Consider the following 20111-nt stretch of genomic DNA (forward strand, 5'->3'; position numbering starts at 1 on the left):
CATCCCTACGCTGGAAGCTGTAAGACATGGAACGTTCAAAGGGGCAGATACTGCCCCTTATTCTGTTTGCGATCGCAATCGGCGGCGTAATGCTGGTGGTCATGTTCAACGTGACCCAGAAAGTAACCGATAAGACGATCTCCAGTAACGCCGCCGATGCTGCCGCGTATAGCGGCGGTGCGTGGGCGGCGCGCCAGCTCAATTACATGGCCTACACCAACCGGGCCATGATCGCTAACCACGTGGCTACCGGCCACCTGATTGCCTATGTCAGCTGGACACGCTATGTCGAGGATACCTCCTCGAACCTCAACCAGATCGCTCGGTTTATTCCTTACCTCAATGCGGTAATGGCTGCCGTGGAAGAATATTCCACCGTAGTCCGAGAGGCGGCTGAGTTGACAGCTGACGTGATGGTTCCGGCCATTGATGGGGTCAACCGGCTTTATGCTCTCTCCCAGAACCAGGCTCAGTTCGATCTCAACCCGGCACGGGTCGAATCAGTCATGCGCGACGTCGTGGAAGCCCACGACCCGGTACTGAGGTTCAACAACACCTCTAACCTGAACGGTAGCAGCGGCAGTAATTACAAGCCTCTGATCGACGGATCTATCGTCCTATACCGGGCCAAGCTTCTGGGTGCACTGGAAATACTCTCCCCCGGAGAAGACGACGGCGAAATGTCCGACATGGTTGAGCTGAGCTACGCCGGGTCCGAGCGCTGGCTAAACAACCGACGCTGGAGCCAAACTCTCGTCCCGGGTCTGTACAGGTTGAGAAAGGACGGTTCCACCAGTCAGCGATTGAACGAAGACCTCGGCTACTGGGAAGCCGATGATGCCCTCAAGTACGGCCATTGGACCCCAAAAGGCTGGAGTTGGAGCACCATTGGTCGGGGTGACGCCGATACCGATGAATTCCACCAAAACTATCAGGGGATCCCTTCGTACGCCCGCAAACGATCTGATCCCGATGAAGAGCTTTATATCGACCTCGTCGCGTTGGCCACCAAGTTCGATAACGAAACCGTCTCCCGCACAGTGATGGAAATAGACAGCAAAGGCACTGTTATCAGTGGCTACAGCAAGGCCCGGGTGTACTTTGAAAAACCAGCCACAGGCTTCGCCTCGAACGACCCTCAGTACTCGAGTCTGTATAACCCCTTCTGGAAGGTAAAACTGGTAGATCCATGGCTATAACCCGAGCATCGCTGCTATCTATATTGTTTTTTTTCGCACCTGCCGTCCTTGCAGCCAACGCCTGCTCTGGAGACCAGATCGCCGCTGTAAAGCTGGTCACCCATCACGAAACCAGGTTCCTGCCCGGATCCAGTGGGCTCAAGCTCAAGGGCGAAGGCAGGGGAGAAGTAACCCACTACTTCAGTGTAACGGGTGACGAATACATTCACGAAAACAGTGAGCGGCGCATACCTACCGGGATGCTCGAGTCGGGGGATTTTGCCTATCGCTGGGAGCCGTATGAAAAGGAAACCTGGCTGACAGGTGAGCACGTATACCGCTCGTCAAAGGGCAGCAAGCGCAATCAAAACAGGTACAGCCAAACCACGGAAAAAGATCATAATCCGACTATTGCCATCGAAGAGATTTCCCCCAGCACGCCAGAGACCGACTCGGTCGCCGGATACCGCTGCAGACTTTCCCGGCAAACGCTGAACACAGGCGCAACAGTATCCGCCTGCAACCTGCGAATTTATGGTCGTAATACACCACTGGATTGGCAGCAGACCCACCAGAACGGCTCTCAACAGACAAAACGCACACAATCGCTGACGCAAACCTGTGTCGATAGATCCCTGTTCGAAATACCCGAACGCGACTGGAAATAAGATGAAGAGAGCCTGCCCGCCAGCCCAACGACAATCAGGTACTGCCTCGGTCGAACTCATTGTAGGTTGCCTGGCAGCAATCCCCCTGTTCTTTGGTATTTCTCTGCTCGGGAAATACGCAGATATGCGTCACAAAACCGTTGAGGCGGCGCGCTATGTCGCCTGGGAAGAGGTGATATGGCAGGGGAGTAAGGGCGACTATCAGCTTGAAGCAACCGACAGGCTGATGGGCCACCGCAGCGCTTCGGTAGTTGACCGCAGCGTGCTGGCACAGGAGGGCGTTTCGGAAGACCCTCTCTGGCGTGACCAATCCACCCGAACCCTGATGGTGAGCGATGGCAGCACCGTACGTGTCAACGTCACGCAGGAAAACAATTTCGGCTCGACGTCTCATGTCGCGGCCGTCAGGGGGATAGCTTCACAGGCAGGGCTCGAGACCGATACCGTCACCCGGTACCAGGTGGCATTACCCTTCACTAATCGACTGCGCATCCCTGAGCAGGATGAAGCAACCAACCTGTCCAATTTTTTTGATCCGGACCACTACCTGCCACCGGCTGAGATGAACTTCAGGGCCACATCAGCCATTTTGACCGACACCTGGCAGGCAAAAGACCAGTCCACTTATAAGCAACGCATTCAAGACCTGACACTGGAAGACGCGCTCGATGTCGCCGTAACACCAGGAACACAAACCTTTGGCTATTTCCCCCTGTTCAAGGAAGGTCTCTATGGCGCAAACCCCGATATCGTAGCCTCTCCGGACGCACTGCTGCAGGAGTACAAGCCATGAAGCGCTGGGTAGTCATTCTGATTCTGGGTCTTATGCCATCCATATCCTTGGCAAACGAAATACCTGTGCCGGATGCGCCCGCCGAGCTTGAGATGTTTTGGATCGCCAAGTACATGGAATTCAATGATATTCCCATGAGTATCCAGAGCTTTAAAACGCCAGAGGCTAGCGGCACGCTGGTACCCAGGCTAGAAGAATATCTACAGAACCTGGGTGAAGAAGTGCAGATCACCCGGGACCGGAACGGCAGCACAGTGCTCGCGACCGCTGATGACAACAGCTTTTACAGCATCCAGCTCGACGAGCAGCTACGAGAAACCGAAGGTGTGTTTACCATCTCAGCGAAGCAACCCGCCGAAGGCAACAGCCAACAGGCCCTACCGCTGGGCTTCGTCCGCGTTGAAAAACAGAAGTTTTTCGATGGTCCGTCCATTCAGGAATTTACCGTGCTCGCGACCAATGCTGGTCAGTCGGAAGCACTTGCAGTTGTGGAACGCATGCTGAGAAAGCAGGGCTGGAGCACTACACGGAATTATCGCTCCACGCGCTATTTCTCGCGCAGAAACGAACACGCACAGGCCACCGCTCAACCGAACGAAAAGGGCGTAGGCACTCTCATTCTTATCAGCAAAGAACTATCGAAATGAAACCTCGAAAATACTCATCCGGCAGCAGTCTGGTGGAATATCTGGTGATTGCAGGAGTACTGGCAGGACTGTTCTTTAGTCTACCCGTCATACGGGAACTGCTCGAACTACACCACGACCAGGCCGTCGAGACACTATCCATCCCCAACTAAACATAATATCAGGAAGTAATTATGAAGGGACGCATAATTACCGCTGGACTTGTTCTGTTCGCCATTCTGGCGGCCAGCGCAGCGGTCTATCTCTCTAACCAGTACATCCAGAATACGATTAATGCCAAAGAGGCCGCAATCGACCAACAGTACGAGCCGATAGAGGTCGTCGTTGCGAACTTCGATCTGCAGCCGGGCGACGTCGTCTCGTCGCGTACCGTATCGCTGCGAAAAGTCCCCTCCGGCTTCGTTCACAGCAGCGCCATCCGCAAGTCGGACTTCGGCGCCGTCAACGGCTTTGCCCTCTCCGAACCCCTCGGCAAGGGTGAGACCCTGCTGCGTTCTCACATGTCTGAGCGTAAAGGCGGCAAATTTGCGGCCCTGATTGATGAAGGTCGTCGCGCGGTGACCCTGAATATCGACAGCCTTTCCTCCGCCGCAGGCATGCTCTCACCAAACGACGATGTCGATATTCTGCTGACCACCCAGGACAAGGACAAAAACGAGCTCATCACAACCCTGCTGCTGGATAGCATCCGCATTCTGGCAACCGGCGTAGAGACCTCTGAAAACCCAAGCGGCCAGCTGGTTCAGTACAACACCGTAACGCTGGACCTGACACCCGAAGAGTCATCGAAGGTCACCCATGCCCGCAAGATCGGCGAGATCTCATTTGTGCTCAGAGGTGCCGGAGAGAAAGGCAATGGCTATGACGGCATTGTCTCCAAAGAAATAATCCTTGGAAAAAATCAGGCCATCTCCAGCTCGAGATCGGGTGTCGAGATAATTATCGGGGGTTAAGGAAAACCTAATGCTGAACACACTGAATATTCGCCGTTTCCTGGTCCTGTGCTGCCTGTTCGTCGTTTCACCCTGGCTTAGCGCCGCGGAGAGCAGCCAGGAGCCACCTATCCAACAACTGACGGTGGGCCAGACCCACATCATCCCGGCCAAGTCTCTTAAACGTATCGCCGTGGGTAACGGAGAAATCCTGCAGGTCGAAGCTCTGGAAAAAGTCGGCGAAGTACTCGTTATCGCGAAAGAACCCGGCATCTCCGATGTTGTTATCTGGGACAAGCGCGGCAACAAGCAGCGCTATCTCATCAACGTGAAAGGTTATGTCGACGGCCCAACCAAGAACGTGATTGACGCGCTTTTTGCCGACATCAACGGCATCAATATCCGCGAGATCGATAATAACTTCGTCATCGAAGGCACCGTCGGTACGGTGCGCCAGCATGAACGCGTCCAGGCCATTGCGGAAAAATATAGCAACATCCACTCACTGGTGTTTCCACCCGAATTTGAGCACAAGCAGACGGTGCTGATTCACGCCCAGTTCCTGGAAGTCAGCCGCAATGCCATGCAAGAGATCGGTATCAATTGGGGAGACGCCATTAACGGCCCGGTGTTCTCTTTCATCGATGATGTCTCCGTTAATGATTATTTTCGCGGCGCAGGCCTGCCGGATGGAGCGATATTAAACCCGGCGCTATCCGATCTGCCCAACAGCATTCAGGGCAGCCAGAGTTACTTTGGCTTATCCACCTCACTGACATCAGCGATCAATCTGATGAAAACCAACGGCGACGCCAAATTGCTGGCTGAACCGACACTTTCCAGCATTAGCGGCGGAAGTGCCGACTTTCTTGCCGGTGGTGAAGTGCCCATCCCGGTAACGGGCAACGATGGCGAAATCACGGTTATCTTCAAGGAGTTTGGTGTCAGCCTGGAAATCCAACCGCTTGTGGATAAGTCCGGATACATCCAGACTGAAGTGGATATCGAAGTCAGTGCGATCGACAACAGTGTCAGCGTACGCGGGATTCCGGGCTTTACGACTCGCAAGGCATCCACCGAAATGCACGCGGAGAGCGGTCAGACCATCGTGCTGGCAGGACTTTTCAGTCAGGAAGGCTCCAAAACAGTGGATAAATTGCCAGGCCTTGGCGACCTGCCCATTATTGGCGAGCTGTTCAAATCCCGCTCATTCCGTAACAACGAATCCGAACTCATCGTACTGGTGACACCCAGGGTTGTGGACAACAAAGCACAAGCAGAGCAGGGCATGAAGCTCTTCAAGCGCCTGCAGCAAGAGTCTGACGAAGCCCTTAAATTCAGCATCATGGATTGATGATTCTATGTTTACGCTAGAGATCAGAGTCGCCACGGAAGAACCACAAACACGGGAGTTAGACCCGGGCGTATACAAGATCGGCCGCTCCATTTGGTCCGATATCAGAATCAAATCGGGGCAGTTGCTCAAGCACCACATGACACTGGCGGTTCAAGAGGATGGCTTCAAGCTGGTCGCACTTGGCGACCTTGAGGTCAATGGACGCCGAGCCCAGAGCCTGATCACCCCCGAATCCGGTACCTGTTGCCGGATGGGGGATGTGGAGCTGGTGTTTACGCATGCTTTCAAAACCGCTGAAGAGCTCCTTGATGAATCCGACAGCCGTTTCGAGAACACCGAGTCTGCTTCATCCGTAAAGCTTGATATACCGGCGTCTCCAAGTGCTGCGTCACAAGCCTCGGAACCCAGCCCTGACGAAATCGAAGATAGCCGGATCTGGACCGCCACCAAAAAAGCACTTCAGAAAGCGATTCTGGAAAAACTGGATCTCTATAAACGCGGCATCATCGACGGGCTAAATGACGAGGATCTGCGGGCCGAGGCCACCGACACGGCTCAGTCCATTATTGCCGGCAAACAGATAGAGATACCAGCGCACCTCAACAAGCGCCAGCTGATACAGGAAACCGTGGCCGAATCGATTGGTCTGGGCCCGCTGGAGCCGCTGCTGGCGGACAACACGGTATCCGAGGTGATGGTAAACGGGCCGAACCAGATTTACCTGGAACGTAACGGCAAGATCGAGCGTTCCACTACCCGTTTTACGGGCGACAACTCTCTGCTGAGCGTTATCGAACGTATTGTCTCACCGCTGGGCCGCCGCATTGACGAAGGCTCCCCCATGGTGGATGCACGTCTCAAGGACGGCTCCCGTGTGAATGCGATTATTCCACCGCTATCGCTGATCGGCCCGGTGGTAACCATCCGTAAATTTTCCGCCGAGAAATACAACCTCGACAAGCTTGTTGGGTTCGGTTCACTGAACACCGAAATGGCACGTTTTCTGGAAATATGCGTGCGTCACCGGAAAAACATTGTCGTCTGCGGCGGTACCGGCTCGGGTAAAACCACCTTCCTTAACGCCCTGTCGGACTGTATCCCTCACTTCGAGCGCATCATCACCATCGAAGATGCAGCAGAGCTGCAACTGGCTCAGGACCACGTTATCTCGCTGGAGAGCCGTCCGGCCAACGTCGAGAAAACCGGCGAAATCACCATCCGCGACCTGGTTAAAAACTCCCTGCGTATGCGACCTGATCGGATCATCGTCGGCGAGTGCCGAGGCGCCGAAGCACTGGATATGCTGCAGGCGATGAATACCGGTCACGAAGGCTCCATGACCACCGCACACTCCAACTCGCCACGGGACCTGCTCTCACGGCTTGAAGTGATGGTACTGATGAGCGGTATGGATCTGCCTGTACGCGTGATTCGCGAACAGATTGCCTCCGCGGTGGACATCATCGTCCACCAGAGCCGTTTTTCCGACGGCCGCCGCCGCGTGACCTCTATCGTCGAAGTGGATGGCATGGAAGAAGATATCGTCCTGATGCAGAAACTGTTCGAGTTCCGCCAGAGCAGCATCGACTCAGAAGGGCGTCTCCACGGCGAATTCAAGAGCCTGGGTATCGCCCCGCGTTTTTACACAGAGCTGCAGGAAGCCGGTGTAGAACTCGACCGCTCGATCTTCATGTCAGGCAGCAAAGAACCCAGCACCAGTTAATAACCACCAGATTCAGGGATGAAAGGCTATGGGCAAGAGGCTCAGGACACTCACACACCGTTTCCGTGAACGTGGCGCCGCCGCCGTCGAATCACTGATCGCACTGCCCATCGTCGCCCTGCTAATGCTCGGCGGGGCCGAATGGGCACGCATCTACGAGGCCAAAACCACCCTCGATCACGCGGCTGTGCAGGGCGCTCGATACGGTTCCGTGGACCACGCCCAGCCTTCAGCCATTCAGCGTGGCATTGCCCAGGGAATGTTACCTTTTTACGCCCCGGCCTCCGGCGACATCGTCCAAACTCAGGCTGAGCTCACGGCGACACTGGGTACCCAATCCCGCCTGCGTATTCTGAACCCTACACCCGAGGCCTTCGACGACTTTGGTCTCACCGAAAACGGCCGCCGTGTACTACCCAACACAGACCTGCAAACGCGCAGCACGGCCGTCGGCGCCAGCAGTGGGCTCAACATTCAAGATGCGAACCTACTGAAGGTCGAAACCACCTGGGGTGTCGAGCTGCGAATGCCGTTCATCGCTCAGGTCATTAGCTTTGTTGGCCAGAGCAATACCACCCCGGGCACCTTTGAGAATTACCTCTACAGCAACGGCATGATCCCGGTCACGGCCACCACGCTGGTGCGTATGCAAAGCGAGGCCTGGGAAAACAGCCTGATGGTCTCCATTGCCGACCAGAATACGCAACGCCAGCAGGGTGGACCGGAGGAGCAGCTGGTCGACGGCGGCAGCGGCATTCCCTGGGGCTCAAACTCCAGCGGTGGCTACGATGGCAGCCTGGCCTCCAGCTACGTACAAGACGGCACTAACCTGAACAGACCCGGCTGGGCATCGGGCCATGCCCAGGGTGATGCCGGTTTTGATTACGATGCGGCCGGTGGGAACAGCGACACCAGCGACCCAGACAACGGTGACCCCGATACAGGAGACGACAGCCCCGATGTGAGCGTCCCCGAAGAAGGGCCTAGCTGTAAGACAACCTGGGATGACCCCCGGTACGAGGTACAAGAGTGTGACAGCTGGTACTGCGATCTCATCGGTGAGGACTTTGCCGAGCTTACCGAACAAGTAAAAGTCGCACTGAAGATCGTCGGCGACTTCATCGAAGGCTTAATCGACGGCTTGGTGGATCAGGCCCAAGACCTTATAGACCTGATTACAGATCCGAGTGTGCTCCTGGATCTCGCAAAAGCATTTGTCGATGATCCTATGGGCACCATAGAGGCCCTGGTTGAGTCTGTAGCCGACGACGTGGAAACCGTTATGGAGTGCGGTCCCTACGACGTAGGACTCATTCTGGGACAGAACTTCAACCCTGCCGCAGCACTTAAGATTGTCGCCAAACTGGCAGACCTGAGCGGCAACGCGAGACTCGCCAAATACGCCGACGACCTTGAAAAGGATATCGAGTGCGCCAGTTTCCCGGCCGGCACCCTGATATGGACACCGGACGGTCCTGTTCCCATCGAACAGCTTAACGTCGGCGACCGGGTTGAATCCCGCAACACCGCAAGTTTCGCCCTGGCAGCCCAGCCTATTGTTCAGGAACTCAACCGGACCGCTGCGGGCTACCAGCGCATCGACACCGAGTTCGGCACCCTTACCGTCACTCCGGAACATCCTTTCTGGGTACAGGGCAAGGGCTGGACCGAAGCCAAGGAGCTGGAGTGGGAAGACCCCATCGCCACGCTGGAAGGCGATGTGGTGGCCTATGGCAACACCTACGTTGAAGAGCCCACCCAGGTATACAACTTCAGCGTTGCCAACACGCCGAACTACTTCGCCGGTGAAGCGAAGGCGTGGGTGCATAACGCGAATTGCGATATCCCCGGAACAAAACCAGGTGGTCTCGCTCAAGTAGATAACCTTAAAGATCGCCGTCTAGATGAGATTGATGATCCCATCGCTATTGGTGCTGTCGGTGAGGCCAAGGTCAACCGCATTCTGGAACAGGAACACAATATGACCAGAATGGGTGATAAAAACCTGGCATGGGACGAAATTGATAAGCCGGACGGGTGGCAGAGCGAATTCGATAGCTACAAAGGCTCTTCGGGCATTGACAGCATTTACCGGGGCAACGACGGTAAAATTTACATTGTGGAATCCAAGGCAACCGGTGCCAAATACCCTGAGAGCTGTAAAGCAGGCAGCCTGTGCACATCAAATGACGGCCAGCAGATGAGTCAGGATTGGATTAATGATGACCGGTTGGCAGCAGCTGGCCTTGAGCCAGACGAAATCGCTGAGGTTCGTACTGGGTTAAGTAAAAACGATGGAACCGTTGTGCGTCTGTATGGAGGCACCAACGCCGCCGGTAATACAAAATTCTATGAGATTCATGATCAGCCAGGCTCCACATCGAGGGTAAAGGTGGACCGCGCAGGCTCCGAATATCAGTTTTAGCGATAAGGATAGACGATGAGACCCAATCAATTTTTCACTGGCCTGGATACGTCTCACAGCATTCAGTGGCTCACCGATAAATCGCAGACTTACTGTAGCGAGGAGTACATAGCCCAACAAATTGACGAATGTGATGGTCGCCAAGATTTGCGCGTCTTCTACTACCAACAATCGTGCGCTCTCTCCATGAAGCTGCTGCGCTCACTCTATCTCCGAGGTGACAGTATCGAGTCTCTGCGTCCTGTTTACCTGCAGGCCCGTGAGCGTCTGCGTCTTCTGGAGGAGAGTATCAATGCCTGTGGAATGGAAAAGGGCAAAATGGACATTATCAATCCGGTTCAAGTGGGTCTGCTGCTGTCACTTGGCCATGCTCTAGGTGAAAGCCGGGATGAGATTGGACGCAACACCCGCGCCATGTCAGTCGGTTATGATCTCTTTATCGACCGTCTTTTGAGCGTATATGACGCCACGCGTCCGTTAGCTGATGATATCGACCACAAACCTGTCTACAAAAACCTCTATGCGGTGTTCGATGCACCGCCGGAAAAACGCCCCGGCATGATCGCCCGCTACCTAGATCAGTGGGAAAAACTGTTGCTGAAAAATAAAATCCCGGGACAACGCTATCCAGTGACAGAGAAGCTACAGAAATGGTGGGACGGCTTCTGGTGTTACCCCGCCGCCGCCGTGGTTGCCGCACTGAATATCGATGACAGCGGCTTTATCAATCATGAGTTTTACCCCACCGACCTGATGCTGGCCTGCGCCCAATACCGGGGTGAGCCGGTCATCCTAGAGCCGCCGGCAGAGCCCGCCTTACCGGAGCCACCCAAGCGTTCACCCAAGCGCAAGCCCGCGCCCGAGTTGCTCGCCCCCTGGCAGCCAATGTTTGAGCGGATGGCCGCGACTTTGCCCAAAAGCCTGCAGGCCAGTTTGTGGAATGCTCTGGTCGAGTGGTTGAATGAAGAGTGGGAAGAGCAAACCCTTGAGGCCGGCGGTTTTCTCTGCGCCTTCTCCGCTGCGCAGTGGGAGATGGAACTGCTGCAGAACTACCGCCGCCTGGCCCTGCTGCACGTGGACTGGAAGGATGATGAAAGCGCCCTGAGCTTTTGCGAGGCGATCGCGCGCACCCTCGGCATTGAGGAGTCCTTTTCACCAGACCCGGTTACGCTGAACCGCCCCGAACGAGTCTGGGAGGTACTCTATACCTTCCATCAGTGGCTGGCGCCGCACGGATACCGCCTTATCGCTCCGCTCACCGAAGAAGACGCCTACTACGCACTGGCGGTCAAAACAAAAGACGCCGACACGCTCATCACAGCGCTGGAGCAGGCGCGCCTGAAGGTGAAGACCTTTAACGAAAACCAACCGTTTTAATATCAGGAAAGGATTCCGCCAAGCAGCGATAGGGAGAGTTGAATGAGACCGAATCGATTTTTCACCGATCTGGATACTTCTGCCAGTATTCAATGGCTGACTGAAGTGTCAAAAGATAAGTCTAGCGAAGACTACATTATCCAACGTATTGAAAAGTGTGACGGTCGCCAGGAAATGCGCGTCTACAGTTACGAGAGGTCATTTTCTCTTTCCATGGACCTGCTGCGCGCGCTCTATCTCCGTGGGGACAGTATTGAGTCTTTGCGCCCTGTTTACCTGCGAGCTCGCGAGCGGTTATGCCTTCTGGAGCAGAGTATTCACGCCTGCGGGATGGAAAAGGCCAAAATGGACATTATCTATCCAGTTCAAGTGGGTATGCTTCTGTCAGTTGGGCATGCTCTGGGTGAAAGCCGGGATCAAATCGGACGCAACACCCGCGCCATTTCAGCCGGTTATGATCTCTTTATAGACCGTCTTCTGAGTATATATGACCCTGAGCGCCCATTAGGGGATGATATTCATCACAAACCCGTCTACAAAAAACTTTATGCGGTGTTCGATGCACCACCGGAAAAACGCCCCAGTATGATCGCCCGCTACCTGGATCAGTGGGAACAGCTGTTGCTGAAAAATAAAATCCCGCTACAGCTTTATCCTGTGGCAGAACGCCTTCAGGGCGAATGGACAGGCTTCTGGTGTTACCCCGCCGCCGCCGTGGTTGCCGCGCTGAATATCGATGACAGCGGCTTTATCGACCATGAGTTTTATCCCACCGATCTGATGCTCGCCTGCGCTAAGTACCGGGGCGAGCCGGTCATCCTGGAGCCGCCGGCAGAGCCCGCCTTGCCGGAGCCACCCAGGCGTTCACCCAAGCGCAAGCCCGCGCCCGAGCTGCTTGCCCCCTGGCAGCCGCTGTTCGAACTGATGGCAGCCAGTTTGCCCAAAAGCCTGCAGGCCAGTTTGTGGAATGCCCTGGTCGAGTGGCTGAATGAAGAGTGGGAAGAGGAAACCCTTGAGGCCGGCGGTTTTCTCTGCGCCTTTTCCGCTGCGCAGTGGGAGATGGAACTGCTGCAGAACTACCGCCGCCTGGCCCTGCTGCATGTGGACTGGAAGGATGATGAAAGCGCCCTGAGCTTTTGCGAGGCGATCGCGCGCACCCTCGGCATTGAGGAGTCCTTTTCACCTGACCCGGTTACGCTGAACCGCCCCGAGCGAGTCTGGGAGGTACTCTATACCTTCCATCAGTGGCTGGCGCCGCACGGATACCGCCTTATCGCCCCGCTCACAGGAGAAGACGCCTACTACGCACTGGCGGTAAAAACCAAACAGGCCGACACGCTCATCACGGCGCTGGAGCAGGCGGACCTGAAGGTGGATACCTTTGCCGATTAGAATATTATCTATATTAAAAGATAATAAAATAAATCGTGAAAACCAAGAAAAATTAACAGGTAATACAATGAATAAATATTTAAACCTATCATTATTTTTAACGTTATCCGCTTTTTTATGTATCCCTGCTAAATCTGTAGCAGAAACCGAAAATAATACTAAAATCGAAAATAAAACTGAATATTCTATGCGGCATGCTAAGGTCATTCAAAGTAGAGAAGCCGTTAAATACGTAGAAAACTATAATGAAGAAAAGCCTTTAGTCGTATTCCTAAGTCGACCACAATTTGTCCGTGAAAATAAAGCAACAGATATTATTGCCAATGATTTTTCAGATGAAATAAATGTTATCTTTGTTCATGTAAAAGCATGGAATCAACAATCATACGATGATATTAAGCCGTTTGGTGAAAAATTTAAAACTAAAACATTACCGGGCGCTTTCATCACAGATGGTAAAAATCTTCTGGGCAGGGTTCCTTTACTAACACTTAGAAAAAATCCGGAAGCATTCTATCGCTCAAAGATAAATGAAGTTTTGAAAAATCTATAAATATGATCTATGGCCCATTAAAAAACATGCCCGATTATGAGAAGATATATAGAAGTAGGTGCATGAATGAGCAGGGCTCTACGTCAAAGGCAACCAATGAGATCAAATCGATTTTTCACCGATCTGGACACCTCTGCCAGTATTCAATGTCTAACTAATAAGTCTGAAGATTTGTGTAGTCACTGCCGGTGAAACCAAAAATGCCGACACGCTCATCACAGCGCTGGAGCAGGCGGGCCTGAAGGTGAATACCTTTAACGAGGATCACCCATTTTACGGCAGGGGGGTGACCTGTAAGTAATCTTTTTATTCACTGGAGGAACACATGACCGTAGAAACCGTTGGTACTCGCTGGGTCGCCAACCCAGGCAATAATTTTCAAATTTGCATACCGGAACACTGGAAAGCCTCAGGTTACCGGGAGAACCCCGGCCTGTTGATCGTCCAGTCCAACGACACAAGCGTCACCCTGACCATCTCCGCCTATGCCCGTAAACCGGATATGGATGTAGCACGATTTGCCGAGGTCAGGCTTTCACTGGTCGACGACAACCTGACACCGGTGAGTGAACGCAGCGAGCAGGATGGTGTTATTTTCCAGCGCTTCGAAGGGCTGGCGGAAGGTGAAAGTGTGCATGCGCATTATGTGATTGCCATCACGGATATCCCTGGCGGTTACTTTTCGTTCTCGCTGGTGACCGATGCAGATAATTTCGACCGTAATCGCACCTTCTTCCTGCAGATGCTAAAAACCGCGCAGGCAGCCTGATTTAAACCGCAACGGGTACAAAAGGATTTGTACATGAAAATGCCCCAACTGATTCTCCTACTCATAGGCACATTGGCGCTGAGCGGCTGTATTGATGTCAGTCTGGATTTCGATCTAAAAAGCGAGCAGCTGGATATGCGTATCCGGCAAAGTGCCGATGCCGGAAAACCTGGCCCAAACCCGAATAAAAACTGCGAAAAGGAGGGCGGCGAACTCATTACTCAAGCCGATGGCAGCAGTGTTTGCCATCAGTCCACTCAGTTCTCCATCGATACCTGGCTGAACGAAGGCAAGGTGAGTTTTACCGCGATTGGCGGTAACGAAAAATCCCGGCCCATGCCTATTGATGTGGCAACAGCGAGTGAAGGCACCCTCAAACTCACACTTGACGTCAATGCCTTTATCGACGAGTTCAACAAGGATATGTTCCCGTCAGATATGCCCGCTGAGATGCAGCAGGCCATGGTTGATCGCCTTAAAGAGGATGTTGGCGACGATGGCTTTCATATTGCTTTCACCGGCGAACAGGTCGAAGAGACCAACGGCACGCTATCCAACGATGACAAAACGGTCACCTTCAATATCCCCCTGCGCGATATAGTCGACCCCGCGAATAAACAGTCACCAGACAGCTATACCGCAATCATCCGGATCGACGAGCTACCCGGAAAGCTTCTGGCGCCGGTTACCCTCAACGGGCCGGAGGTGGGTGATTTTATCTCCTCAGAACTGCAGAGCAGCCTTCCCTCAGGATGGCAGGCCGTCGTGGTAACGGCTGAAGTCAGCGCTGGCGATGTCAGCATGGTCAGCGATTGCATTATCAATGGCACCGCCCAGCGGCTCACCCTTACCGACACCCGTGCATCCAAAGCGGCACTGCTGAAGCTACACCGCCAAATGGCCGAAGACGGGCTGAACTGGAACAAGGTGAAACTGACACTGAAGCCAGAGGGCAGCCTGAAGATTGAGCCGCTGAACTAGCAGTACAACCTGATATATAGGGGGAAGAACCAGGGATGACAAAGAGCATCCCTGATCAGTGGACGCAGGGCGATGAAACGGCTGGCCACATACAACTTCTCTCTGTTGACGCCCTTATAGCAACCCGTTACGGTGCCACACAGCTGCGCTGGATGCGCTATTCAGGGATCAAAGATTGAGCTCTTATTGAAAGAACGGGAAAGGAATTCCGATGAAGCAACACCACTCTCGTAAACGACGCTTGGCTCCAGAATTAACACTGCTTCTGCTGCTGGCGCAGTTGATTTTCAGCACGTCTCTACATGCAGACGAAGATCGCGCTAAACGTCCCTTCGTTGTCACCGACATTCCCGAAGCAGATCTGCAGGTTTATATCCCGGCCCGTCCGCAGTGGAACTGGGAGGTCCAACCCCGCCGCGATACCCATGCCGTCATGCTCAGCACACCTGAACAGTACTATCCGCCCACCAGTATCGATATCGTCAGCGTTCCCGACCTGTACATAAAAGAGGGCATACTGCCGTTCGCTGCACGGAAATCTCTAGCGACGGTGCGTGAAAGCTCCAGCACGATGAATCCAACGATTAAGCGCAAGATGGAAAAGGTAACCTATGGCGATATCATCGGTTACGAAGAGATACTCTCGCTGAGCGCTGGCGGTAAGGATTACGACGCTCGCAGCTTTTCAGGGAGGATGCCATCGGGACGCTCAGTGGGTTTCTTCGCCGTTACGGCCCAGGGCCAGTCAGAGCATATACTCCCAATGCTCACCAAGATAATCAGTAATCTGAAACCCCTTTCTCAGTAATTGAGTGGAGATATATAGATGGACGCCTATGTCATAGGGAATCTGACGGGACGGCTGCTGATGAGCGTTCTGATCGTTTATCTGGTGGTGCTCTGTTTCAATAAGTTCGATTTCAGAAAGGCCGCTGGCAGACTGAAGGGCATCGCGCCGATTCTATCCATTATCATCGTGTTCATTCTCGGCCTGGCCGCGAATACGGTGTAGCGTTCGAAACATGGATCCATCTACTGTCTTGAAGACAGTTAAGTAACCCGGCCGGGGTGACACAACTATCTAACCTATGAAACCGTTGTAATTCCACGCCCCGGTTTATCTGTCCCTGCGCTGTAGCCGACGCCTGATAGTACCTGCCAGATACGCTCAGGCAGGTGATGATATGGGTAGTTATTCGCTGTGATGCAGACAACTCAGCAGGTTGAAGTCAGCAGCGACATAGATTCCTGGCTCACTCCAGCTGTCCCGGCATCCACATCAGTGCTGGGCCTCTCCGCCAGCCCGACGGAATGTCAGGTTCAGCCGCAACGCTCCAATCTCTGGATGCTCTCCCTGCGCCAGCGGCGCTACACCGTGGTAAACCATTCTCGACGCACCTCCCCAAACCAGCATATCGCCGTGTTCCAGAGGGAAACGCTTCACCGGGTCCCTGCGGTTTAAACCACCGAACATGAAGGTCACAGGCAAGCCGAACGAGAGCGAGACGATCGGAGCACTCCTGTCCTGTTCATCTTTATCCTGGTGCAGCCCCATTTTAGCCCCCGGTCGGTAGCAGTTGATCAGGCAGCTGTCAGGGATAAATCCAGGGTAGTCGGCGGCGGCGGCTCCAGTAGACACCAGATCCAGCAACGCAGCCGGGATCTCAGGCCAGGGTCGGCCAGTCATCGGATCGATCTCGCTGTATCGATAGCCGGAAAGATCACTGATCCAGCCCAGGGATCCACAGCTACTGGTTCTCACCGACATGCGATGCCCACCGGGAACCTGCATCTGCCGTAGCGGTGAATAACGTAGAACTTCACGCAGAGCAGGCAGAATCCAGGCCGTGGACTGAGCCGCATAACCCTTGAATAACCAGCTGTCCTGTTCAATAAACAACCGATCAGGGGTGGTAAATAGGTCATTATTGATCATATGAGCGAAAAAACCGTACCTGTGGATAAAAAAGTCAAAAAACTTACCCACATATTGTCTATTTCATAACCGAATTTTTATCCACCTAACGCCGTTATCGGCCCATGTTGATAACTTTGATGCAGGAATACTTTTCTCCTGAAATCAATTACCTACAGTTTATTCACAAAAATCGACGCAGTTTTAACGATGTAAACATTTGAATATAAAGCAATAATTTATAAACAGGTGTTTTCTACTCTATTTTTACTCACAACCAGAATAGGTCAATGAAATGGTGTGTGTAACTTTGATACTCACTGGCCATCCACAACCTATCACAGAGACTCAGGAAGCTGACAGAGGGATACACACAGGATCCCCAAAAAAAGTGCTATGATCCGTCAACAAGCGAAGAACAGCCGATGTTATTCACAAACCCCTGTGTGTAATGTGTATAAGAATAGCGGATTAACAGGTGGACGCTGTGTTGACAGAAAACGCCTGTGCAAAACTCGCCTTTTTATCAACAAACGGTCCAGAGACTGTGTCCAGCCTGACTGCAGTTGTTTTACAGTTCAGCGCACAGGGGTAAGCTATTGAAATAAAGGATTTTTAAGGGCTTATGCAGAGAAAAATGGCTGCTTAATAGCAACAACCACAACAATCTTTCTTTATTTAAAAAGATATATTTTTCTTTATCTCTATACAGAAAAGCGGAAAAACAGAGCTGTACAAACTTTGATCATTCCTTCCGCAAGGCTAAGAAGCTATAATCTGTTCCCCTTTTTCAGCGGCTCCCTTCTCGAGCCGTGTAACTCCAAATCCTATGAGGTGCTGAAGTGGACTATCCCGACCACTTTGACGTGATCGTTATTGGCGGTGGACATGCCGGTACAGAAGCCGCATTGGCCTCTGCTCGCATGGGTGCAAACACCCTGCTGCTGACTCATAACATCGAAACGCTTGGACAGATGTCCTGTAACCCGGCGATCGGTGGTATCGGGAAAAGTCACCTGGTTAAAGAGATCGATGCCCTCGATGGCGCCATGGCCAGAGCTACCGACCGTGGCGGGATCCAGTTCCGTGTGCTTAATGCCCGTAAAGGACCCGCAGTACGAGCAACCCGTGCTCAGGCAGACCGCATTCTTTACAAGGCAACGATCCGTGAGATCCTGGAAAACCAGGCCAATCTGCAAATCTTCCAGCAGGCTGCTGATGATCTGATGATCGAAGGAGAGCAGGTTGTAGGTGTGGTCACACAGAGTGGCATCCGCTTCCGTGCGCAGAAAGTGATCCTCACCGCGGGTACCTTCCTCGGTGGTGTCATCCATATCGGTATGGAACAGCATTCAGGTGGTCGTGCAGGTGATCCTCCTGCACTGCGTCTGGCACAGCGTTTACGGGAGTTACCCTTACGCGTCGAACGCCTGAAAACCGGAACCCCGCCGCGTATCGATGCGCGTAGCGTTGATTTCTCGGTCATGCAGGTTCAGCCCGGTGATACGCCTACCCCGGTGATGTCCTTCATGGGCAGCCGTGCTGAGCACCCGCAACAGATCAACTGCTTCATTACCCATACCAATGCGCAGACCCACGACATCATCCGCACAGGCCTTGATCGCTCACCGATGTTTACCGGTGTCATCGGTGGTGTAGGTCCGCGTTACTGCCCATCCATTGAAGACAAAATCCACCGCTTTGCCGACAAGGATCAGCATCAGATATTTGTGGAGCCAGAAGGGCTGACTACTCATGAGCTCTATCCCAACGGTATCTCCACCAGCCTGCCATTTGATATTCAGCTGGCGCTGGTGCGCTCGATGCGTGGCTTTGAGAACGCTCATATCACCCGTCCGGGCTATGCCATTGAGTACGATTACTTCAATCCGCAGGATCTGAAACACACACTGGAAACGAAATCGATCAGCGGGCTTTTTTTCGCAGGTCAGATCAATGGCACCACCGGCTACGAAGAAGCGGGTGCCCAGGGGTTGCTGGCTGGCATCAATGCGGCCGCTCAGGCGCTCGGCCGAGAAGGTTGGTATCCGCGTCGTGATGAGGCGTACATCGGCGTTATGATCGACGACCTGATCACCCACGGAACCTCCGAGCCTTACCGCATGTTCACCAGCCGTGCGGAATACCGCCTGCTGCTGCGGGAAGATAACGCCGATCTGCGTCTTACCGAGCAGGGCCGCAAACTGGGTATCGTGGGTGACGAGCGCTGGGCCGCTTTCTGTGCCAAACGTGAGGCGATTGAGCTTGAAGCTCAGCGTCTTAAAGAAACCTGGATTCAGCCCGGCAGTGCAGAAGCAGCAAAGCTCGCCGATAAGCTGACCTCGCCGATGAGCCGTGAATACAGCCTCGCTGATCTGATCAAGCGCCCGGAACTGGGTTATGCCGATGTGGCTGATCTGAAAGGTGAGCCGGTCGATCACGAGCAGGCCGCTGAGCAGGTAGAGATCCAGCTGAAGTATTCCGGCTATATCGATCGCCAGAAAGATGAAATTGCGCAGATGCAGCGCCAGGAAAACACGCCGTTGCCGGCGGATTTCGATTATGACGCCGTGGGCGGTCTGTCCAATGAGCTGAAATCGAAACTGAAAGAGCATCAGCCGGAAACCCTGGCTCAGGCATCACGTATCCAGGGTATGACCCCGGCAGCGATCTCGTTGCTGCTGGTATACCTGAAAAAACGTCAGTTGCAGCAGAAGGTGGCCGGTTAATGCAGGAGTACAGAGCAACACTGCAGTCTCAGCTGGCAGCGATCGAGGTTGAAGTTTCAGAGATCCAGCTTGACCGTCTGCTGCAATACTTGGCGTTGCTGGTGAAGTGGAACAAGGCCTACAACCTGACTGCGGTGCGTGATCCTCAGGAGATGATTACACGTCATCTGGTTGACAGCCTCAGCATTCTGCCCTGGATCCGTACTGGACGCCTGATCGATGTCGGCAGTGGCCCGGGCCTGCCGGGTATCCCGCTGGCGATCATGCGGCCCGAGCTGGATATCACTACCCTGGATAGCAACGGCAAGAAAACCCGTTTTCAGACCCAGGTGAAGATGGAACTGGGGCTGAAAAACCTCAAGGTGATCCATGGCCGCGTCGAGCAGTGCGAAGAGGGTCCCTACGATCAGATCGTCTCAAGGGCCTTTGCCTCCCTCAACGACATGATCAAATGGACAGCGCATCTCTGTTCGGAGCAGGGTGTTTTTCTTGCCATGAAAGGACTGTATCCTGAAGCGGAACTAGAGCAGCTGCCGCCGGGTTTCCAGTTGCGGTCCAGCCACCGGCTCAACCTGCCGGCTACGGATGGTGAGCGGCATCTGCTGATCCTTGGGGGCATTCCCGAATCCTCGGCCAACGCCACTGCCCCTGATGAATTAGGGAGAGCCTGAG

Annotated in this window: 19 protein-coding genes; 18 read left to right on the forward strand and 1 reads right to left on the reverse strand. The window is 53.7% G+C overall.

What is annotated here, in order from left to right:
* The first annotated feature begins 26 nt into the window (after positions 1 to 26).
* From CLV83_RS19255 to CLV83_RS19325, 16 genes are all read left to right on the forward strand, one after another.
* Positions 27 to 1199 carry a pilus assembly protein TadG-related protein gene (locus CLV83_RS19255; protein ID WP_132296466.1) on the forward strand — a complete coding sequence of 391 codons (1173 nt, stop codon included), beginning with the start codon at positions 27 to 29 and terminating at the stop codon, positions 1197 to 1199.
* Positions 1190 to 1846 (forward strand): hypothetical protein, encoded by a 657-nt coding sequence (locus CLV83_RS19260; RefSeq protein ID WP_132296469.1) that lies wholly within the window; start codon positions 1190 to 1192, stop codon positions 1844 to 1846. The genes CLV83_RS19255 and CLV83_RS19260 overlap by 10 nt, the downstream gene beginning before the upstream one ends.
* A 1-nt stretch (position 1847) precedes the next feature.
* Positions 1848 to 2639 (forward strand): hypothetical protein, encoded by a 792-nt coding sequence (locus CLV83_RS19265; RefSeq protein WP_132296472.1) that lies wholly within the window; start codon positions 1848 to 1850, stop codon positions 2637 to 2639.
* Positions 2636 to 3286: a hypothetical protein gene (locus CLV83_RS19270; RefSeq protein ID WP_132296475.1), complete on the forward strand. Its 651-nt coding sequence runs from the start codon at positions 2636 to 2638 to the stop codon at positions 3284 to 3286. The genes CLV83_RS19265 and CLV83_RS19270 overlap by 4 nt, the downstream gene beginning before the upstream one ends.
* On the forward strand, positions 3283 to 3438 hold the full coding sequence (locus tag CLV83_RS22635) for a hypothetical protein (protein WP_165900359.1): 156 nt from the start codon (positions 3283 to 3285) through the stop codon (positions 3436 to 3438). Before CLV83_RS19270 ends, CLV83_RS22635 begins: the two co-directional genes overlap by 4 nt.
* Positions 3439 to 3459: 21 nt before the next feature.
* Positions 3460 to 4239 (forward strand): Flp pilus assembly protein CpaB, encoded by a 780-nt coding sequence (gene cpaB / locus CLV83_RS19275; protein WP_132296478.1) that lies wholly within the window; start codon positions 3460 to 3462, stop codon positions 4237 to 4239.
* A 10-nt stretch (positions 4240 to 4249) separates the two neighbouring features.
* A complete protein-coding gene (locus tag CLV83_RS19280) occupies positions 4250 to 5572 on the forward strand; it encodes a type II and III secretion system protein family protein (protein ID WP_132296481.1) in 1323 nt (440 codons plus the stop codon).
* 7 nt (positions 5573 to 5579) lie between these two features.
* Entirely contained in the window at positions 5580 to 7298 is a 1719-nt protein-coding gene (locus tag CLV83_RS19285; RefSeq protein WP_207894961.1) for a TadA family conjugal transfer-associated ATPase, read from the forward strand.
* Between the two features lie 28 nt (positions 7299 to 7326).
* On the forward strand, positions 7327 to 9723 hold the full coding sequence (locus tag CLV83_RS19290; protein ID WP_132296484.1) for a polymorphic toxin-type HINT domain-containing protein: 2397 nt from the start codon (positions 7327 to 7329) through the stop codon (positions 9721 to 9723).
* Positions 9724 to 9909: 186 nt separating this feature from the next.
* On the forward strand, positions 9910 to 11100 hold the full coding sequence (locus CLV83_RS19295) for a DUF6630 family protein (RefSeq protein WP_165900360.1): 1191 nt from the start codon (positions 9910 to 9912) through the stop codon (positions 11098 to 11100).
* Between the two features lie 42 nt (positions 11101 to 11142).
* Positions 11143 to 12492, forward strand: coding sequence for a DUF6630 family protein (locus CLV83_RS19300; RefSeq protein WP_132296490.1), 1350 nt, complete (start codon positions 11143 to 11145; stop codon positions 12490 to 12492).
* The gene (locus CLV83_RS19305) at positions 12482 to 13045 is read left to right on the forward strand and encodes a hypothetical protein (protein ID WP_132296493.1); all 564 of its coding nucleotides are present in this window, start codon (positions 12482 to 12484) and stop codon (positions 13043 to 13045) included. The genes CLV83_RS19300 and CLV83_RS19305 overlap by 11 nt, the downstream gene beginning before the upstream one ends.
* A 325-nt stretch (positions 13046 to 13370) precedes the next feature.
* Positions 13371 to 13814, forward strand: coding sequence for a hypothetical protein (locus tag CLV83_RS19310; RefSeq protein ID WP_132296496.1), 444 nt, complete (start codon positions 13371 to 13373; stop codon positions 13812 to 13814).
* A 33-nt stretch (positions 13815 to 13847) separates the two neighbouring features.
* Complete coding sequence (locus CLV83_RS19315) at positions 13848 to 14795, forward strand: hypothetical protein (protein WP_132296499.1); 948 nt, start codon at positions 13848 to 13850, stop codon at positions 14793 to 14795.
* A 211-nt stretch (positions 14796 to 15006) separates the two neighbouring features.
* Positions 15007 to 15603 carry a hypothetical protein gene (locus CLV83_RS19320; RefSeq protein ID WP_132296502.1) on the forward strand — a complete coding sequence of 199 codons (597 nt, stop codon included), beginning with the start codon at positions 15007 to 15009 and terminating at the stop codon, positions 15601 to 15603.
* An 18-nt stretch (positions 15604 to 15621) separates the two neighbouring features.
* A complete protein-coding gene (locus tag CLV83_RS19325; protein WP_132296506.1) occupies positions 15622 to 15807 on the forward strand; it encodes a hypothetical protein in 186 nt (61 codons plus the stop codon).
* Between the two features lie 267 nt (positions 15808 to 16074).
* Here CLV83_RS19325 and alkB read toward each other — a convergent pair whose 3' ends face one another.
* Positions 16075 to 16731, reverse strand: a complete 657-nt coding sequence (alkB, locus tag CLV83_RS19330) for a DNA oxidative demethylase AlkB (protein WP_132296509.1) — start codon at positions 16729 to 16731, stop codon at positions 16075 to 16077.
* Between the two features lie 821 nt (positions 16732 to 17552).
* On the opposite strand from alkB, the gene mnmG reads away from it, so the two are divergent.
* On the forward strand, positions 17553 to 19439 hold the full coding sequence (mnmG, locus tag CLV83_RS19335) for a tRNA uridine-5-carboxymethylaminomethyl(34) synthesis enzyme MnmG (protein WP_132296512.1): 1887 nt from the start codon (positions 17553 to 17555) through the stop codon (positions 19437 to 19439).
* Complete coding sequence (gene rsmG / locus CLV83_RS19340) at positions 19439 to 20110, forward strand: 16S rRNA (guanine(527)-N(7))-methyltransferase RsmG (RefSeq protein ID WP_132296515.1); 672 nt, start codon at positions 19439 to 19441, stop codon at positions 20108 to 20110. The genes mnmG and rsmG overlap by 1 nt, the downstream gene beginning before the upstream one ends.
* Position 20111: the final 1 nt, after the last annotated feature.

The organism is Marinobacterium mangrovicola (genome assembly GCF_004339595.1).
Classification (GTDB): domain Bacteria; phylum Pseudomonadota; class Gammaproteobacteria; order Pseudomonadales; family Balneatricaceae; genus Marinobacterium_D; species Marinobacterium_D mangrovicola.

Bases quoted from the DNA above. Each gene is read 5' to 3' on its own strand.
- CLV83_RS19255 (WP_132296466.1), top strand. From the start codon at position 27: ATGGAACGTTCAAAGGGGCAGATACTGCCCCTTATTCTGTTTGCGATC.
- CLV83_RS19260 (WP_132296469.1), top strand. From the start codon at position 1,190: ATGGCTATAACCCGAGCATCGCTGCTATCTATATTGTTTTTTTTCGCA.
- CLV83_RS19265 (WP_132296472.1), top strand. From the start codon at position 1,848: ATGAAGAGAGCCTGCCCGCCAGCCCAACGACAATCAGGTACTGCCTCG.
- CLV83_RS19270 (WP_132296475.1), top strand. From the start codon at position 2,636: ATGAAGCGCTGGGTAGTCATTCTGATTCTGGGTCTTATGCCATCCATA.
- CLV83_RS22635 (WP_165900359.1), top strand. From the start codon at position 3,283: ATGAAACCTCGAAAATACTCATCCGGCAGCAGTCTGGTGGAATATCTG.
- cpaB (WP_132296478.1), top strand. From the start codon at position 3,460: ATGAAGGGACGCATAATTACCGCTGGACTTGTTCTGTTCGCCATTCTG.
- CLV83_RS19280 (WP_132296481.1), top strand. From the start codon at position 4,250: ATGCTGAACACACTGAATATTCGCCGTTTCCTGGTCCTGTGCTGCCTG.
- CLV83_RS19285 (WP_207894961.1), top strand. From the start codon at position 5,580: ATGTTTACGCTAGAGATCAGAGTCGCCACGGAAGAACCACAAACACGG.
- CLV83_RS19290 (WP_132296484.1), top strand. From the start codon at position 7,327: ATGGGCAAGAGGCTCAGGACACTCACACACCGTTTCCGTGAACGTGGC.
- CLV83_RS19295 (WP_165900360.1), top strand. From the start codon at position 9,910: ATGAAGCTGCTGCGCTCACTCTATCTCCGAGGTGACAGTATCGAGTCT.
- CLV83_RS19300 (WP_132296490.1), top strand. From the start codon at position 11,143: ATGAGACCGAATCGATTTTTCACCGATCTGGATACTTCTGCCAGTATT.
- CLV83_RS19310 (WP_132296496.1), top strand. From the start codon at position 13,371: ATGACCGTAGAAACCGTTGGTACTCGCTGGGTCGCCAACCCAGGCAAT.
- CLV83_RS19315 (WP_132296499.1), top strand. From the start codon at position 13,848: ATGAAAATGCCCCAACTGATTCTCCTACTCATAGGCACATTGGCGCTG.
- CLV83_RS19320 (WP_132296502.1), top strand. From the start codon at position 15,007: ATGAAGCAACACCACTCTCGTAAACGACGCTTGGCTCCAGAATTAACA.
- CLV83_RS19325 (WP_132296506.1), top strand. From the start codon at position 15,622: ATGGACGCCTATGTCATAGGGAATCTGACGGGACGGCTGCTGATGAGC.
- alkB (WP_132296509.1), bottom strand. From the start codon at position 16,731: ATGATCAATAATGACCTATTTACCACCCCTGATCGGTTGTTTATTGAA.
- rsmG (WP_132296515.1), top strand. From the start codon at position 19,439: ATGCAGGAGTACAGAGCAACACTGCAGTCTCAGCTGGCAGCGATCGAG.